This is a genomic window from Bacillus sp. FSL W7-1085 (assembly GCF_038595035.1).
GTDB classification, from domain to species: domain Bacteria; phylum Bacillota; class Bacilli; order Bacillales; family Bacillaceae; genus Bacillus; species Bacillus altitudinis.
Genome location: NZ_CP152000.1, coordinates 181,489 through 197,840 on the forward strand (window position 1 = coordinate 181,489; position 16,352 = coordinate 197,840).

A 16,352-nucleotide genomic window follows, 5' to 3' on the forward strand; every position below is an offset into this window, starting at 1 on the left:
CTCCTTTAAGATTGATGACGTAAGATGGCTTTGTCGATGTGACCATCTGCTTTGTTGAGCAGGTCTTTGGCTGTCTTTTTATCTGTTTTGGTTTGGAGCATGACGATGGCTGTTTTAACTTCTAAATCGGCTGCTTCAAGGGCTTTTACGGCTTGTTCGTAGGAAGCATTGGTCACATGCTGAATGATGGTGATGGCGCGTTCTTTTAGTTTATGATTGCTTACTTTTACATCTACCATCAGGTTTTCATATACTTTGCCTTGTCTGATCATGACAGAGGTGGAAAGCATATTTAAAATCATTTTATGAGCGGATGCGGCTTTCATTCGTGTTGACCCAGTGATGGCTTCTGCTCCTACGACGACTTCAATGGCGCAGTCTGCTAGTTCGCTAATCTCTGCTTGTTCATTGCAGCTGAGGGCTACTGTTTTTGCTCCAATGGTTCTAGCATAGTTTAAAGCGCCAATGATATAGGGTGTTCTACCGCTCGCCGCGATGCCGACAACCGTATCTTTTGATGTCAGGTGAATGTGTTCTAAATCTTTTTGACCAGCTTCTTCACTGTCTTCCACATCTTCTGCTGCATGTGAAAAGGCAGAGTCTCCACCGGCCATGATGCCTACGATGACATCAGGTGAAATGCTATAGGTAGGTGGACATTCGACCGCATCCATTACCCCAATTCTGCCGCTTGTTCCAGCGCCTAGATAAATGAGTCTGCCCCCATTCGAGATGGATTCAAAGGCCAAGTCACTTGCTGTCTTTACGTCTGGAAGGACACGGTTGACGGCTTGAGCGACCTTCATATCTTCCTCATTGATCATTTGGAGTATTTCTAGCGGGCTTGCTTGTGAAATTCTCATGGTGTTAGGGTTTCTTGATTCTGTTGTCAAAGAACGCAGTTGAGATGGCTGCATGTGACATACCTCCTTATTTCTTCATTTTCAGTATATTGAGTATGACATGAAATTTCAATATTATATTTAAATACTGAAATTATATTTCAGTCGAAATGTTGTGCTGATGAGGGTTGAATAGTTAGAAAATAAAAAAAATAAAAATCCCCTTTACAAAAGGGGGACAACCTGTATATAATAACTTTTGTCAGCTTCACGGAAACAGTAAACTTGACAAACTGGCCCGTTGGTCAAGCGGTTAAGACACCGCCCTTTCACGGCGGTAACACGGGTTCGAATCCCGTACGGGTCACCATCATGTGGAGGATTAGCTCAGCTGGGAGAGCATCTGCCTTACAAGCAGAGGGTCGGCGGTTCGAGCCCGTCATCCTCCACCATATGCCGGTGTAGCTCAACTGGTAGAGCAACTGACTTGTAATCAGTAGGTTGGGGGTTCAAGTCCTCTTGCCGGCACTGTTTTTCTTTTATCAATTCCATATGTGGAGGGGTAGCGAAGTGGCTAAACGCGGCGGACTGTAAATCCGCTCCCTCCGGGTTCGGCGGTTCGAATCCGCCCCCCTCCACCATTTTTGGGCTATAGCCAAGCGGTAAGGCAACGGACTTTGACTCCGTCATGCGTTGGTTCGAATCCAGCTAGCCCAGTTAAGACACCTTTTTTAAAAAGGTGTCTTTTTTTTATTTTGACGATTGGAATGTATAACTATTCAAAATATTGTTGAGTTGAGTCAGAAGGCACCGAGAAAGTAAAATATAAGCATGAACGGAAAGGGGATGTACATATGGGAGATCAAAAGAAGGTCACGATTGTTGGGGTGCCGATGGATCTCGGTCAAATGAGAAGGGGCGTCGATATGGGGCCGAGTGCCATTCGCTGTGCTGGTGTAAAAGAAAAATTGGAATCGCTTTCATTTGATGTTGAAGATCTAGGGGATATTCCTGTTGAGCAAAGAGATGATGAGAAAGGTCTCTATACAAGTGAAAAACTGAAAAACTTAACGGAGAATGCTGGCGCAAACCAGCTTCTTGCTGAAAAGGTTAGCAGTATTGTGCAGTCAGGTTCGTTTCCGCTGATTTTAGGCGGGGATCATAGCATTGCAATTGGTACACTAGCCGGTGTAGCCAAACATTATGAAAATTTGGGTGTCATTTGGTATGATGCGCACGGTGATTTAAATACAGAGGAAACTTCTCCTTCTGGAAATATTCATGGGATGCCGCTCGCTGTCAGTCTCGGCTTTGGGCATGCTGATTTAATCAATATTGGCGGTTATACACCTAAAGTAAAGCCTGAGAATGTGATCTTGATCGGTGCTCGTTCTTTAGATGAAGGAGAGCGGGCATTGATTAGAGAAAAAGGCATTAAAGTGTATACGATGCATGAAATCGATCGATTAGGGATGACGAGAGTAATGGAGGAAGCCATTGCCTATTTAAAAGAAAGAACAGATGGTGTTCATTTGTCGCTTGATTTAGATGGGCTAGATCCTGCAGAGTGCCCTGGCGTGGGAACGCCGGTTGCTGGCGGCATCAGTTATAGAGAGAGTCATCTTGCAATGGAGCTTTTAGAGGAAGCAGGTATTTTGACATCTGCTGAGTTTGTTGAGGTGAATCCCGTATTAGATGAGAAAAATAAAACAGCAGAAGCGGCAGTTGCATTAATTGGTTCTTTAATGGGTGAAAAGCTATTATAGAGCGGGACTTGTTCCCGTTCTTTTTTTAATTTTGGGGAAATTTAAGGATATGTTAAGGTTTTTACCGGCTGATAAGCGTAACATGCTGTCAAAAATTTGTTACACTATTTTTTAGAGGAGAATGAAACCTTTTGGAACGAGGTTCGTATACATAAAGACCGGTGAAGGCAGAGGTTGAATATACTATGGAAACAATGATTAAAAAGAGAATTAAGCAAGTGAAAAAAGGCGACCAGAACGCATTTGCAGACATCGTAGACCTGTATAAAGACAAAATTTATCAGCTGTGCTATCGTATGCTTGGGAATGCACATGAAGCAGAAGATATTGCGCAGGAGGCGTTTATTCGTGCCTATGTGAATATTGAGAGCTTTGATGTGAATCGTAAGTTTTCCACGTGGCTGTACCGCATTGCAACCAACCTGACCATCGACCGTATTCGTAAAAAAAAGCCGGATTATTATTTAGATGCAGAGGTGGCAGGGACAGAAGGACTGAATATGTATTCTCAAATTGCGGCTGACGGCATTTTGCCAGAGGACGAGGTGGTGTCGCTTGAATTATCGAGCACCATTCAGCAAAAAATTTTAAGATTACCCGATAAATATCGCTCGGTCATCGTATTAAAGTATATTGATGAACTCTCGTTAAAAGAAATTAGTGAGATTCTGAATATACCAGTTGGTACGGTGAAAACGAGAATACACAGGGGTAGAGAGGCTCTCCGGAAACAGTTGAGAGACCTTTGAGTGAGGTGATTTTGATGAGCTGTCAGGAAAAAATCGTCCTGCTTATGCATCAGTATTTAGACGGGGATATAGAGCCCGAAGATGAAAAAGAATTAAAGAGCCATCTGCAATCGTGTGAGGAATGCCGTACTCATTTTCAACAAATTGAGAAATCCATCGCGCTCGTGCAGAGTACATCTCATATAGAAGCACCATCTGATTTCACTGCAAAGGTGATGGCAGGTCTTCCAAAGGAGAAAAAGCGTGTGTCGATTCAAAGATGGATCAAAGCTCATCCGCTAATGGTCGCCGCTGCCCTCTTTGTCATATTGATGGGAGGCAGTCTGTTTACTAGCTGGAATACGGATCATAATTTCAGTGTGTCAAAGCAGCCGAATCTCGTGGTTGAAAATGATACAGTGACGGTACCTAAAGGGGAAACCGTCAAAGGTGATGTCACTGTGAAAAATGGCAAGCTGATTGTAGAAGGCAAGGTTGATGGAAACGTAACAGTCGTCAATGGAGAACAGCTGACTGCTTCTGCCGGACAAGTCACTGGTCAAATCAATGAAATTAATGAAGTGTTTGATTGGGTTTGGTACAAAATGAAGTCTACAGCACAAGACGTGATGCGGGTCATTGGGCCAGAGGAGCAAAAGTAAATCAAACAGTTTGAGAGCAGTCTCTAAGGGACTGCTCTTTTTCTATTGATGGACAGACTTGAATGCTAGCCAGATATGGCAACTATTTTCCTTGCTGAAACAAAATGTGGTATAATAGCCACGCTATGTACTTACACATAGGCTCTTTTTTTATAAAAAATAAATCGAACGAAGAATAACTGAAAATTCTGGAGGACGAGGAAATGGCTTTAGGGGATATTCCTTTTTTGCAGTACCTCGGTAATGCTGTTGATATTCTCGTTGTTTGGTATGTGATATATAAATTAATGATGGTCATCCGCGGAACAAAAGCGGTTCAGCTTTTAAAGGGAATTGTCGTCATTGTTCTCGTCAGGATGGGAAGTGCGTATCTCGGTCTTAACACACTTCAATGGCTGATGGATCAAGCGATTACGTGGGGGTTCCTTGCGATCATTATTATTTTTCAGCCAGAGCTAAGGAGAGCGCTTGAGCAGCTTGGGCGCGGCCGTTTCTTCTCTAGAAGCGGAACACCTGTAGAGGAACAGCAGCAGAAAACGATCGAGGCAATTACAAAAGCAATTAACTATATGGCAAAACGAAGAATAGGCGCGCTATTAACGATTGAGCGCGATACTGGGATGAATGATTACATAGAGACCGGAATTCCTTTAAATGCAAAGGTCAGTTCTGAGCTGCTGATTAATATCTTCATTCCGAATACACCGCTCCATGACGGCGCTGTGATTATGAAGCGTGATGAGATTGCAGCTGCAGCGTGTTATTTACCGCTGTCTGAAAGTCCTTTTATCTCTAAGGAGCTCGGTACACGTCACCGCGCGGCAGTTGGTATTAGTGAAGTAACGGACAGTTTAACCGTCATTGTCTCCGAGGAGACAGGCGGCATTAGTGTCGCAAGAAATGGTGATCTCCATCGAGAATTGACAGAAGAAGCGCTTGAAGAAATGCTGATTGCTGAGTTTAGTAAGAACAGCAAAGATGCTTCCTCGACCAAATGGTATTGGAGGGGCAAGAAAAATGGATAAGATTTTGAATAATCGCTGGGCCGTTAAGTTTCTTGCATTGGTCTTCGCTTTATTGCTGTATGGTGCAGTCAATTCAGCGCAAGCGCCCACGCCGAAAAAAATCGGTGAATCCTTTTTCCCAACATCGACAACAGACGAAGCAACCTTAACGGACATACCTGTTAAAGCATATTATGACGACGAAAAGTATGTAGTCACTGGTGTGCCGCAGACAGTCAATGTCACGATTAAAGGATCAACTAGTGCTGTGAAAACAGCAAGACAAACGAAAAATTTTGAAATTTACGCAGATATGCAAAACCTGACGACAGGTACACATAAAGTCGAATTGAAGGCAAGAGATGTATCGAAAGGAATCACGTTAACGATTAATCCGTCTGTGACGACTGTGACGATACAAGAAAAAACGACAGCTGAATTTCCTGTTGAAACTGAATTTTATAATCAAAATAAAATCAAAGACGGCTATTCACCAGAGCAGCCTATTGTGAATCCGAAAAATGTCACGGTTACTGGCTCAAAAGACGTGATCGACAAAATTTCTGTCATTAAAGCATTTGTTAACTTAGAGGATGTCGATCAGCAAATTGAGAAAGAAGCGAAGCTCACTGTGTATGATAGCAGTGGGAATGAGCTGCCGGTCGAAGTGAGTCCGTCTGTGGTAGATATTACGGTCCCGATTACGAGTCCAAGCAAGAAAGTTCCGTTTAAGATTGAGCGGACGGGCAGCTTGCCAGATGGGATCAGTATCTCAAGCATCGAGACAAGCCCAAGTGAGGTGACAGTCTACGGTTCTCAAAAGGTGCTGGATGCACTTGATTTTATTGACGGCGTTAAGCTCGACCTAAGCAAGATTAAAGATGATACAGAGATTGATGCCGACATTCCACTGCCAGATGGTGTGAAAAAGGTATCACCTGAAACTGTTAAAATCAAAGTGAAGGTTGCAACAGCTGAAGAAAAAAAGATCGATAATGTCCCAATTTCTGTCGTGGGTCTGAGCAAGGATCTTAGCTCTGCATTTGTGAGTCCGTCTTCTGGGCGTCTCACACTAACAGCAAAAGGATCAAAGAGTGCAATTGATAAACTAAAGGCTTCAGATATTGAAGCCTATATCAATGTCGGGGACTTAAACGAAGGAACACATGAGGTCAAAGTACAAGTGAATGGCCCTCAAAATGTGACGTGGACATTATCTAGATCGAAGGTCAAAGTGAAACTGACTTCTACTGATACAGAAGATCAGCCGGCTTCTACGAATGGTCGGAAAGATCAATCATCCGATGATGATCAGGAAGAGAAGAGTCAAAAGGAATCAACACAAGATAAAGCAAAAAAAGAATCGAGTCAAAGACAGCGGGTCAAAGAAGATAATAAAGAGGACGCAGCGTCCTCTTGAATGGTAAAAAAGGAGCGATTGAAACATGGGCAAGTACTTTGGAACTGATGGTGTAAGGGGTGTGGCTAATAGCGAATTAACGCCAGAGCTCGCATTTAAAATTGGGAGATTTGGCGGCTATGTGCTCACGAAGGATAAAGAACGTCCAAAGGTACTCGTTGGACGAGACACGCGTGTATCTGGTCATATGTTAGAAGGAGCACTCGTAGCAGGCTTACTTTCAATTGGGGCTGAAGTCATGCGTTTAGGTGTGATCTCAACACCTGGTGTGTCTTATTTAACGAAGGCAATGGATGCAGAAGCAGGTGTCATGATTTCAGCTTCGCATAACCCAGTTCAAGACAACGGAATTAAATTTTTTGGCGGTGACGGCTTTAAGCTGTCTGATGAACAGGAGAATGAAATCGAGCAGCTGATGGATCAGCCGGTCGATCAATTGCCACGCCCAGTTGGAGCGGATCTTGGAACAGTAAATGACTACTTTGAAGGCGGTCAGAAATACTTGCAATTCTTGAAACAGACAGCGGACGAGGATTTCACAGGTATTCACGTAGCGCTTGATTGTGCACATGGTGCAACCTCTTCTCTTGCAACACATTTATTTGCAGATTTAGATGCAGATGTGTCAACAATGGGAACATCACCAAACGGATTGAATATCAACGATGGCGTAGGTTCTACTCATCCAGAGGCACTTTCTGCTTTTGTGAAAGAAAAAGGAGCGGATATTGGTCTTGCGTTTGATGGCGACGGCGACCGCTTAATTGCAGTTGATGAAAAAGGTGATATTGTAGACGGCGATCAAATTATGTACATATGCGCACGTTATTTAAAGGGTGAAGGCCGATTGAAGGATGACACGGTCGTGTCAACGGTCATGAGTAACCTAGGTTTCTATAAAGCGCTTGAGAAGCAAGGCATTAAGAGCATTCAAACCGCTGTTGGTGACCGCTATGTGGTCGAGGCGATGAAAAAGGATGGCTATAATGTCGGAGGCGAGCAGTCAGGCCACTTGATTTTCCTTGATTATAATACGACAGGTGACGGCATGCTTTCTGCGATCATGCTGGTGAATACACTAAAAGCAACAGGAAAAACATTGTCAGAGCTTGCAGCTGAAATGGAGAAATTCCCGCAACTTCTAGTGAATGTGAAGGTATCCGATAAGTATAAAGTGGAAGAAAATGAAAAAGTAAAAGCTGTGATCCAAGAGGTTGAAAAAGAGATGAACGGTGACGGACGTATCCTTGTGCGTCCATCAGGAACAGAGCCGCTTGTACGTGTCATGGCAGAAGCGAAAACAAAAGAGCTGTGTGATGAATACGTGGCTCGCATTACGGCTGTTGTCAAAGAAGAAATGGGTATTGAGTAATTGATGTAAAGCAAATCGCTAAGCAGCGGTTTGCTTTTTTTCGAATAAACGTCATAAGAGGAAAGTTCTATACGAATGATATAAGCGAGGGCAATTTGCTGCTTGCTTTCATACATAAGAGAGCACATCAAAGGTAGAACGTGACAAGCCTCATCGCATATAGTGTAGGGAGGTCTTACTTTCTAACATGATGGGGATCACCCGCTAAATTGTGATTGACGGAGGTCAGACCTTATAGTACAATCATCCTTGTGTTACTGGATTTTTATTCTAGCAGGAAAGGCAGGGTAGATGTTCAGCCACTCTTATAATTATAGCGCCCGAACTAAGCGATCGAACGAGACAGATGCTTAGTTGACGAGGATGGAGGTTATCGAATTTTTCGGCGGATGCCTCCCGGCTGATCAAATATAGAGATCACAGCCGTAAGTGTTTCTTTAAAGCAAAGAGGTGACTCTTTGTACAAAGGGAATACACATGATCTCCCAAATTAAACATGTAGAGAGGGACGAAGAAATGTCCCTTCTATTTTAGTAGGCTTTCTTTGTCCCTTTCACATGATCGGGAGGAAGAATATTTATGTGTGGAATCGTAGGTTATATTGGTCAGAATGATGCGAAGGAAATCTTATTAAAAGGTTTAGAGAAGCTTGAGTACCGTGGGTATGACTCAGCAGGTATCGCTGTGGCAAACGAAGATGGCGTGCATGTGTTCAAAGAAAAAGGACGTATCGCTGAGCTTCGTGAAGTCGTTGATACAAACGTGGCATCTTCAGCAGGAATTGGACATACACGCTGGGCAACACACGGTGTACCAAGCCATCTAAATGCGCATCCGCATCAAAGTGCTTCTGGCCGTTTTACGCTTGTTCATAACGGTGTCATCGAGAACTATGTACAATTGACACGCGAATATTTACAAGACGTCACACTAAAAAGCGACACAGATACAGAGGTTGTTGTTCAAGTCATCGAACAATTTGTGAATAGAGGTCTTGATACAGAGGAAGCTTTCCGTCAAACGCTTCTTCAACTAAAAGGCTCTTACGCAATTGCCCTTTTCGATAACGAAAACAAAGAAACAATCTATGTGGCGAAAAACAAAAGCCCGTTATTGGTTGGTTTCGGCGAAGATTTCAACGTTGTGGCTTCTGACGCAATGGCGATGCTTCAAGTAACAAACGAATATGCGGAATTAATGGATAAAGAAATGGTCATTGTCACAAAAGACGAGGTCATCATTAAAAACCTTGACGGTGATATCATGACACGTCCTTCTTATATCGCTGAGCTTGATGCAAGCGACATTGAGAAAGGCACATATCCTCACTACATGTTAAAAGAAACGGATGAACAGCCGCTAGTGATGCGCAAAATCATCCAAGAATATCAAGACGAAAACGGCAAGTTGTCAGTCGCTGGCGATATCGCAAGCGCAGTAGCAGAAGCAGACCGCATTTACATCGTGGCTTGTGGAACGAGCTACCATGCTGGACTTGTTGGTAAACAATACATTGAAGACTGGGCGAAAGTACCTGTAGAAGTCCATGTAGCAAGTGAATTCTCTTACAACATGCCGCTTCTATCGAAAAAGCCGTTGTTCATCTTCCTTTCTCAATCTGGAGAGACTGCGGACAGCCGTGCTGTACTTGTTCAAGTCAAAGAGCTTGGTCATAAAGCATTAACGATCACAAACGTACCAGGATCTACGCTTTCTCGTGAAGCAGACTTCACATTGCTTCTTCATGCAGGACCAGAAATCGCAGTGGCTTCAACAAAAGCTTACACAGCGCAAATCGCTGTTCTTGCGATCCTTGCATCCGTTGCAGCTGAATTAAATGGTCAATCTCTTGACTTTGATCTTGTGAAAGAGCTTGGAATTGTAGCAAACGCAATGGAAGCCCTTGTCGATCAAAAGGATGAAATGGAACAAATCGCTCGTGATTTCTTCACAGTGACACGTAACGCATTCTTTATCGGAAGAGGACTTGATTACTATGTGTGCCTTGAAGGTTCACTAAAATTAAAAGAGATCTCTTACATCCAAGCAGAAGGCTTTGCTGGCGGAGAACTCAAACACGGCACCATTGCTTTAATTGAAGAAGGCACACCGGTCATTGCCCTTGCCACGCAAGAGCACGTGAACCTCAGCATTCGCGGTAACGTCAAAGAAGTCGTTGCACGTGGTGCAAACCCATGTGTCATCTCACTAAAAGGCCTAGAAGACGAAGGCGACCGTTTCGTCCTTCCAGCTGTACACCCAGCACTTGCACCACTTGCATCTGTTGTGCCATTACAGCTGATCGCTTACTACGCAGCCCTTCACCGCGGGTGTGATGTGGATAAACCACGTAACCTTGCGAAGAGTGTGACGGTGGAGTAGGGAAGTTTTAGAGCAATTCATTCTCTAGCCAGAATAAACTGTACTCTTGGTCAAATAAAACGTTCCCTTAACACGAGCGAAAATTGGAATCACCACGTCCGATTTTCGCTCGTGTTTTTTGTTGTATGAAAAGATTGAGTAAAGATTTTTTTGGAAAAGAAGGCGGTAAATACGAAATGGTCGCAAATTATTGATTAATGGAAATATAGGAGCATTCATTAATTGTAGTAGTCAAACTACAATATTCGGTAGTGCAAGTTCAATAATCAATTGGAGCAGAGAGGTGAGATAATAGTAATTTTAAAGCCATTATTTATAAACAGTGGACGATTGTTCACTTAAGTACAGGCAAGGTCCACAAAAAAAGATTGTAGAATAAGAAAATAAGTATGATCGCTAATATTCATTCCTGAATCACTCGAAAATCATGGTCAAGAAATTGAATTAATTAAAAGAAAGAGGGGAGTGAGAAGATGAGTGGAAACAAGTACAGTATACGGAATTGGACGATGCTTTATCAAAATCGATGAGCTGTGGATTATCAAGACATGTTCAAAATAATTAAGAAGAATTTGTAATATATATGTGAGTATTTTTTATTTTGTTCATCTTCTAAAGGTTTGTTCATTTAATAATTTATAGTGAAATGCTTTTTTTTCCTCAGTAATGGATGTTAGTATATACCTAATGACAAATAGACTATTTGCCAAAAATAATAGGAGGAGAATTAATTGTCTAAAATAACTGACCAGTTTGAACACGATATTGTTCAATCCATACGAAGTAGTTCAACAATACCTTTTAATATACCACAGTGGATGGAGGATATAGGAGTACGACCTGGTGCAAGAATTATTGAAGTGAAAAGAGTTGGGGGTTCAGGTTCTAAAACTGATGTCATTATCCAATTAGAGAACTCTGAGCCAATCAAAATATCAGCAAAACTCAGTAGTGCTGATTATTTCGGGAATTGGTATTCTCATAAACGAGTGATTGGAGAGTTTGGAGAAGAAGCATTTAATAGACTGACTTTAGACTGCACTGAATGGTCTAATTGGTGGAGAGACCATCCGTCAGCTTCTCTGTATGTTGGTGTAAGTATCTGTTTCGGAAAACGTTCTGGTAATACTGCGAAAGAGTTTACAGAAGTCTTTACATATGAAGATATTTTAACTGTGGTGGCAGGGTTTGGTTCAGGGCTTCATGTTGCTAATTGCTTATACGTTTCAGAAAGATCGCCACAAAATATTAATGAATTGTTTTCAAACCTAGAGCCAATCAATGAAGAGGTAATTTTGCGTTTAAGTAGAAATTTTAAAATTATTTATCGACCGATTAATCCTTTGACTGAAGGAACTAATAGAGGAAAAGGCATATATACTCAGTTTAAACCTTATAATCGTCTCCCACAAATGACAACAGTGACAACTTTATCTCAGTTAAACCAATTAGGTGAATATGTTAAGGTCAGTCCTAACGCTCTGAATCATAATAGACTATTAAAAGAATTAAAGAGTGATTACAATATTTACATACCAGTTAAAGAAGAGCTTTAAAATTAAATATGGCCATTTGAGATTTGAATATCAAATCTCAAATGGTCACTCTTATTTGTTTTCATATAACCAGTTAGCAATTGGCTTTGCAATGGCACGAGCTAACTGAACAGGAACTGCATTGCCGATTTGTTTGTATATCTTATCTAAACGTCCATTTACAGACATCTTATCATTATTACCGTCACTAAATTCATACCAATCAGGAAAAGTTTGAATTCTTGCTATTTCTTTGACCGATAACCTGCGATTGTTTTCTTCACCATCAAGAAAAGTCCATTTATTTTTTTCAACTTTTTTCATAGGGAGACCACCAGGATGTATTGGAGCTTGTCTGCCAGAAGCCTGGATAGTAAAACTCTGTTCTTCCCAATTTTTCTTACGGTTACGACTCATAAAGATTGAAGAGTAGGACCCTGTAAAGTAAGGACCAGGGTTATTCTCCAAATCACCAATGGCTTCCCTCAATGTAACGTATGGTTGTAAGAACAAATCAGAATTTGGACCGTGTGTAGGTTCTGGGAATTCATATTCATAATCAATATCTTCTCTAACACCTACTAAAAATACCCTTTCTCGCACTTGCGGGACTCCATAATCTCTTGAATTAACAAGTTTATGATAAACTCGATATCCTGCGGCCTCAAAGTCTTCTTTAATTTGTCTAAATACCTCTCCTTTACCTAGAGTCAGCATCCCTTTAACGTTCTCTGCTATAAAAAATTTTGGTTTTGTTTGTATTAAACAACGAATATAATGGATGTATAAAAAGTTTCTTGGGTCATCCACGAGGCGAGGTCCAGCCTCTGAAAAGCCAGGGCAAGGAAATCCCCCGAGAACAATATCCCCAGTTGGGAATTGTTTTACCTTTTTTATATCTTTATTATGTGTGTAGGTTGAATCAGGAAAGTTTTTTTTGTATGTTTCTAATGCTTCTTTGAAAAAATCATTAGAATATAAATGATGAAATAGACCATTCGCACGTACCATCTCAAACTTTTCCTTGTTTTCAAATGACTCATTAGTATTCTCTTCTCCTATAATTACATCAAGCCCTGCTAATTCTATCCCCAAATCTAAACCACCAGCTCCACAGAAAAGTGAAACTATATTGAATTTGTCAGTAGCATACATTAAGTCCTCGAGTTGATAACTATCTGGTTCATCATTAACATTTTGTGTTTCTTCAGCTATTTTTTCATACAATATAGCTTTTACTTCATCTATTTTATAATTTGGGGCAGGTTTAAATTTACCTCTTCCTCGTTCTTGTAACTTTATCATTATATGAATCCTCCATTACTAGTTAAACTATTAACTAAATTACTTTAATTTATCTTCAATTTCATCTTCTATAACTCCAATATACAATTTAGTAATTCGTATAGAAGGGTGAGAAAAAAATTCTTGAAGTGCTGCAATATCTTTGTGTTTTTGATAATGATGATAACCGAACGTTTTTCTGAGTGTTCTGGACCCGACATGCTCAATACCTGCAATCTTAGATGCTTTTTGTAGCACCCGATAAGCTTGCGTTAAAGTGATTGGTTCTAATCCCTTTCGAGAAGGAAATAAAAGCTCTCTATAACTCATGAGAGAGGTGTATTCATCTATCTCTTTCTTTAAACACTTATTTACATGGATTGACCGAAGTTTGCCTGTTTTTTTTTCCTTAATAACTATATGTTTTTTATCTCTTATATCTTTGACTGTTAGAGGAAGTATATCGCTAATTCTAAAGCCTGTATTGATACCCAAAACAAATAAAAAATAGTCTCTATAGGAGCAGTATCTAATCAGAGAGTTTTTCATTTTCTGTATGTCCTCTATTGAACGTAGTGGTTGAACATTATTTACTTTTACCATTACTATCATCCTTTTGAATAAAACTATACATTCAATGTATCATTTTTCCTTAATTTTGTCTACATATTATGAGATACTATATATCTACATTATAGAACTTTATCGTGTTTTTAGAGATGCACATTTATAAGGGGGGATGTCATTTTTATCGGTACTTAAAAAAAGAAAAATGGGGAATTATTTTTTTCTTAATCGTTTATATCGCATTGTTTATAAGCTCTTTTTTGTTGATTTGTGGTCCTGCTACCGTTGAAGGACCGATTTGTGTATTTCTAAGACTCTGTTTCGTTCAATTTCTTAAATATAGGTCTTTCAAAAAAGATGCAGGTAATAAAAAGGGAATGGGCATACTAAGAGAGCGGCACCTAGAGAAGGTAATACAGCTTGAATATTCAAAAATGAAAGAGAGAAGAACACATGACCAACCCCGAAATTTACACAATGAGCTTCGCAAAAGTCTATCCTCTCTACATCGCAAAGGTGGAGAGAAAGGGACGAACGAAGGCTGAAGTTGATACGATCATTTGCTGGTTAACGGGTTACAGTCCAGATGAGTTACACAAACAGTTGAACAAACAGATAGACGTTGAAACCTTCTTTGCTGAGGCTCCTGAGCTTCATCCTTCTAAGCTGATTGATGAATTAGCGAAAGAAAAGAAAATGGAAAAGATTTTGCGAGATTCGTCATGATCATCACAATCAAGCCCAGTGAACTTTCACTGGGCTTTTTTATATTTATAGACCATTCGACCAATAAAAATAAAATCCATTTGAACGAATTCACTTTTCATGTCGTCAAAAGAAGTAATACCAAAACAAATTGGCGTTTGAAAAGGGAGTGGTGTGGATGGATATGAAGCTGATTTTACCTCTTATTTTGCTGCAAGCGATTTTAATGGTGATTGGTTTGTTTGATTTGCTGAAAAGAGATCCATCGAGGATTAGGGGAGAAGTGAAGTGGGTTTGGGCTTTGGTGATTGTGTTTGTGGCGAGTGCCGGTCCTATTGCGTATTTCATTTTTGGTCGTAAACAATCTTAGTAGGGGGGATTTGCTTGAATATGTTGGAGTGTCACGGGCTGAAGAAATCGTATGGACGGCATGAAGTGTTAAAAGATGTTTCGTTTTCTGTTGGGGAGGTTGGATGTGTTGGCTTTTTAGGAGCCAATGGAGCGGGGAAGACAACGACGATCCGGATTTTGACTGGGCTTGCTCGTCCTACGTCTGGCGTTGTGAAGGTGGCAGGTTTTGATGTCGAAAAGGACATGGATCAAATCAGTCAGGTGATTGGGTACTGTCCGCAGCATCCTGCATTTTATCAGGATATGACGGGGCAGGAATGGATGCATTGGGTTGGCGGGTTATTTCAATTAGAGAAACACACCATTCGTTCCAAAACAGAGGAGCTGTTGAAGCTTTGCCGGGTGTATGAGGCGAAGGATCGTGCCATTGGCAGCTACAGCGGAGGGATGAAGCAGAGACTTGCCATTGCGCAGGCATTGATCAACAGCCCGAAGGTCCTCATACTAGATGAACCAGTGTCGGCACTTGATCCTATGGGGAGAAAAGACGTCCTGACTTTGATTGAGCGTCTAAAGCATGAGATGCTGATCTTTATGTCGACCCATATTTTAGATGACATTGAACGAGTGGCGGATCATATTATCATGATCAACAGCGGCAAAATTGAGATGTCCTCTTCGATGAAACAGCTCAAAGAAGACTATATCCAGCCCGTGATTGAATTTCAATTAGAACAACAGAATCCGAAACTAGTGGCTTTGTTAAAAGAACGGGATTGGGTGGAGGAATGCATGGAGACAGGGGACACTTATCAGGTACGAGTGAAAGATCAACAAATGGCATTGAGAGAGCTGCCGGGTCTCATCACTGAAGCTGGCGGTGTTCTTCTCCAATATCGACTATCTAAGCTAACGCTTGAAGATATTTTTATGAAGGTTGTGACGGCATGATGATGTTGAAAAAGGAATTTAGGGAGTTATTCACTAGTTATAAAATCTTATTTGTGCCAATCATTTTTACGATTTTAATGATCACACAGCCTATTACACTCAAAATGCTGCCAGATCTTTTGTCGAAATCAGCGAATTTACCTGAAGGGTCTACATTTTATATACCAGAGCCTAGTGCTGGAGAAGCTTTAGCCAGTGCATTGAGTAAATTTGATTCGCTCGGCGTGTTTATCCTGATTATGATCGTGATGGGGACGATTGCTGGAGAGCGTGCCTCTGGGGTGACGGCGATGATTATGGTGAAACCGATCAGTCGAATGAGTTATTATGCCTCAAAAGTATGCGCCTATGCCTGTTTAACTTTGTTTAGTTTGATAGTGGCGGTGCTAGCTTCCGTTTATTATGTGAACATTCAATTTGGGCATGTGGCTTGGGGCGATGTGTTAAAAGGAACGCTTTTGTATTATCCAAACCTACTGCTTATTGTGGTGTCGACCATTTGTGCATCGGCATTCTTTAAGCGTTCAGTGACTGCGGGCGGCGTTTCCCTTTTGATCAACCTCATCCTGTTTACCGTTCCTTCGTTTTATGAGGATGCATTAGGGAAGTTTGCACCTAAAGGCGTCACAAGTGCGGCTGAGGAGATGATTCATAGAGGGACTTATTCGGATCAGGCGCTTACAAGCTTTCTTGGTGTATCGGTATTGATTGGTTTCTTTTTTCTCATCGGATGGTTTCTTTTTAGAAAACAAGAATTGTAGCATGGTGTACCCTTTGGATATG

At 41.2% G+C, this 16,352-nt stretch carries 15 protein-coding genes and 5 tRNA genes; 17 read left to right on the forward strand and 3 right to left on the reverse strand.

The genetic code is table 11. The features are described 5' to 3' along the window. Window positions 1-5: 5 nt before the first annotated feature. A complete protein-coding gene (gene murQ, locus MKY11_RS01025; RefSeq protein WP_342501749.1) occupies window positions 6-917 on the reverse strand; it encodes an N-acetylmuramic acid 6-phosphate etherase in 912 nt (303 codons plus the stop codon). Between the two features lie 220 nt (window positions 918-1,137). On the opposite strand from murQ, the gene MKY11_RS01030 reads away from it, so the two are divergent. The 13 genes from MKY11_RS01030 (at window position 1,138) to MKY11_RS01090 (ending at window position 11,732) form a co-directional block, all read left to right on the forward strand. Continuing rightward, window positions 1,138-1,212 (forward strand) — tRNA-Glu (locus MKY11_RS01030). A 6-nt stretch (window positions 1,213-1,218) separates the two neighbouring features. Beyond that, window positions 1,219-1,294, forward strand: a tRNA-Val gene (locus tag MKY11_RS01035). A 3-nt stretch (window positions 1,295-1,297) separates the two neighbouring features. Then, window positions 1,298-1,370, forward strand: a tRNA-Thr gene (locus MKY11_RS01040). 28 nt (window positions 1,371-1,398) lie between these two features. Beyond that, window positions 1,399-1,483, forward strand: a tRNA-Tyr gene (locus MKY11_RS01045). Window positions 1,484-1,487: 4 nt separating this feature from the next. Next, window positions 1,488-1,559 (forward strand) — tRNA-Gln (locus MKY11_RS01050). A 137-nt stretch (window positions 1,560-1,696) separates the two neighbouring features. Next, entirely contained in the window at window positions 1,697-2,608 is a 912-nt protein-coding gene (gene rocF / locus MKY11_RS01055; protein ID WP_039170230.1) for an arginase, read from the forward strand. Between the two features lie 185 nt (window positions 2,609-2,793). Then, a complete protein-coding gene (gene sigW, locus MKY11_RS01060; protein ID WP_007498553.1) occupies window positions 2,794-3,357 on the forward strand; it encodes an RNA polymerase sigma factor SigW in 564 nt (187 codons plus the stop codon). 14 nt (window positions 3,358-3,371) lie between these two features. Then, a complete protein-coding gene (gene rsiW / locus MKY11_RS01065) occupies window positions 3,372-3,998 on the forward strand; it encodes an anti-sigma-W factor RsiW (RefSeq protein WP_008344028.1) in 627 nt (208 codons plus the stop codon). A 203-nt stretch (window positions 3,999-4,201) separates the two neighbouring features. After that, window positions 4,202-5,023: a diadenylate cyclase CdaA gene (gene cdaA, locus MKY11_RS01070; protein ID WP_008344027.1), complete on the forward strand. Its 822-nt coding sequence runs from the start codon at window positions 4,202-4,204 to the stop codon at window positions 5,021-5,023. After that, on the forward strand, window positions 5,016-6,422 hold the full coding sequence (locus tag MKY11_RS01075) for a YbbR-like domain-containing protein (protein WP_327862475.1): 1,407 nt from the start codon (window positions 5,016-5,018) through the stop codon (window positions 6,420-6,422). Before cdaA ends, MKY11_RS01075 begins: the two co-directional genes overlap by 8 nt. A gap of 25 nt (window positions 6,423-6,447) precedes the next feature. Further along, entirely contained in the window at window positions 6,448-7,794 is a 1,347-nt protein-coding gene (gene glmM / locus MKY11_RS01080; RefSeq protein ID WP_008360584.1) for a phosphoglucosamine mutase, read from the forward strand. Between the two features lie 579 nt (window positions 7,795-8,373). Beyond that, on the forward strand, window positions 8,374-10,176 hold the full coding sequence (gene glmS, locus MKY11_RS01085; protein WP_282746396.1) for a glutamine--fructose-6-phosphate transaminase (isomerizing): 1,803 nt from the start codon (window positions 8,374-8,376) through the stop codon (window positions 10,174-10,176). A gap of 731 nt (window positions 10,177-10,907) precedes the next feature. Beyond that, window positions 10,908-11,732, forward strand: a complete 825-nt coding sequence (locus MKY11_RS01090) for a hypothetical protein (RefSeq protein WP_342501750.1) — start codon at window positions 10,908-10,910, stop codon at window positions 11,730-11,732. A 51-nt stretch (window positions 11,733-11,783) separates the two neighbouring features. Here MKY11_RS01090 and MKY11_RS01095 read toward each other — a convergent pair whose 3' ends face one another. Further along, on the reverse strand, window positions 11,784-13,016 hold the full coding sequence (locus MKY11_RS01095; protein ID WP_144668371.1) for a DNA cytosine methyltransferase: 1,233 nt from the start codon (window positions 13,014-13,016) through the stop codon (window positions 11,784-11,786). Between the two features lie 39 nt (window positions 13,017-13,055). Then, window positions 13,056-13,598 carry a tyrosine-type recombinase/integrase gene (locus tag MKY11_RS01100; protein ID WP_144668369.1) on the reverse strand — a complete coding sequence of 181 codons (543 nt, stop codon included), beginning with the start codon at window positions 13,596-13,598 and terminating at the stop codon, window positions 13,056-13,058. A gap of 417 nt (window positions 13,599-14,015) precedes the next feature. Here MKY11_RS01100 and MKY11_RS01105 point away from each other — a divergent pair, with 417 nt between their 5' ends. From MKY11_RS01105 to MKY11_RS01120, 4 genes are all read left to right on the forward strand, one after another. Continuing rightward, complete coding sequence (locus MKY11_RS01105) at window positions 14,016-14,288, forward strand: DUF2200 family protein (RefSeq protein WP_144668367.1); 273 nt, start codon at window positions 14,016-14,018, stop codon at window positions 14,286-14,288. A 157-nt stretch (window positions 14,289-14,445) separates the two neighbouring features. After that, window positions 14,446-14,637, forward strand: a complete 192-nt coding sequence (locus MKY11_RS01110) for a PLD nuclease N-terminal domain-containing protein (RefSeq protein WP_017358881.1) — start codon at window positions 14,446-14,448, stop codon at window positions 14,635-14,637. Between the two features lie 14 nt (window positions 14,638-14,651). Beyond that, window positions 14,652-15,569 carry an ABC transporter ATP-binding protein gene (locus MKY11_RS01115; RefSeq protein WP_342501751.1) on the forward strand — a complete coding sequence of 306 codons (918 nt, stop codon included), beginning with the start codon at window positions 14,652-14,654 and terminating at the stop codon, window positions 15,567-15,569. Further along, window positions 15,566-16,330: an ABC transporter permease subunit gene (locus tag MKY11_RS01120; protein WP_342501752.1), complete on the forward strand. Its 765-nt coding sequence runs from the start codon at window positions 15,566-15,568 to the stop codon at window positions 16,328-16,330. The genes MKY11_RS01115 and MKY11_RS01120 overlap by 4 nt, the downstream gene beginning before the upstream one ends. The last annotated feature ends 22 nt before the right edge of the window (window positions 16,331-16,352 follow it).

What these genes read in the sequence shown, in the direction of transcription:
- glmM (WP_008360584.1), top strand. Translation starts at nt 6,448, where the DNA reads ATGGGCAAGTACTTTGGAACTGATGGTGTAAGGGGTGTGGCTAATAGC.
- murQ (WP_342501749.1), bottom strand. Translation starts at nt 917, where the DNA reads ATGCAGCCATCTCAACTGCGTTCTTTGACAACAGAATCAAGAAACCCT.
- rsiW (WP_008344028.1), top strand. Translation starts at nt 3,372, where the DNA reads ATGAGCTGTCAGGAAAAAATCGTCCTGCTTATGCATCAGTATTTAGAC.
- rocF (WP_039170230.1), top strand. Translation starts at nt 1,697, where the DNA reads ATGGGAGATCAAAAGAAGGTCACGATTGTTGGGGTGCCGATGGATCTC.
- MKY11_RS01120 (WP_342501752.1), top strand. Translation starts at nt 15,566, where the DNA reads ATGATGATGTTGAAAAAGGAATTTAGGGAGTTATTCACTAGTTATAAA.
- sigW (WP_007498553.1), top strand. Translation starts at nt 2,794, where the DNA reads ATGGAAACAATGATTAAAAAGAGAATTAAGCAAGTGAAAAAAGGCGAC.
- MKY11_RS01105 (WP_144668367.1), top strand. Translation starts at nt 14,016, where the DNA reads ATGACCAACCCCGAAATTTACACAATGAGCTTCGCAAAAGTCTATCCT.
- MKY11_RS01095 (WP_144668371.1), bottom strand. Translation starts at nt 13,016, where the DNA reads ATGATAAAGTTACAAGAACGAGGAAGAGGTAAATTTAAACCTGCCCCA.
- glmS (WP_282746396.1), top strand. Translation starts at nt 8,374, where the DNA reads ATGTGTGGAATCGTAGGTTATATTGGTCAGAATGATGCGAAGGAAATC.
- cdaA (WP_008344027.1), top strand. Translation starts at nt 4,202, where the DNA reads ATGGCTTTAGGGGATATTCCTTTTTTGCAGTACCTCGGTAATGCTGTT.
- MKY11_RS01100 (WP_144668369.1), bottom strand. Translation starts at nt 13,598, where the DNA reads ATGGTAAAAGTAAATAATGTTCAACCACTACGTTCAATAGAGGACATA.
- MKY11_RS01110 (WP_017358881.1), top strand. Translation starts at nt 14,446, where the DNA reads ATGGATATGAAGCTGATTTTACCTCTTATTTTGCTGCAAGCGATTTTA.
- MKY11_RS01075 (WP_327862475.1), top strand. Translation starts at nt 5,016, where the DNA reads ATGGATAAGATTTTGAATAATCGCTGGGCCGTTAAGTTTCTTGCATTG.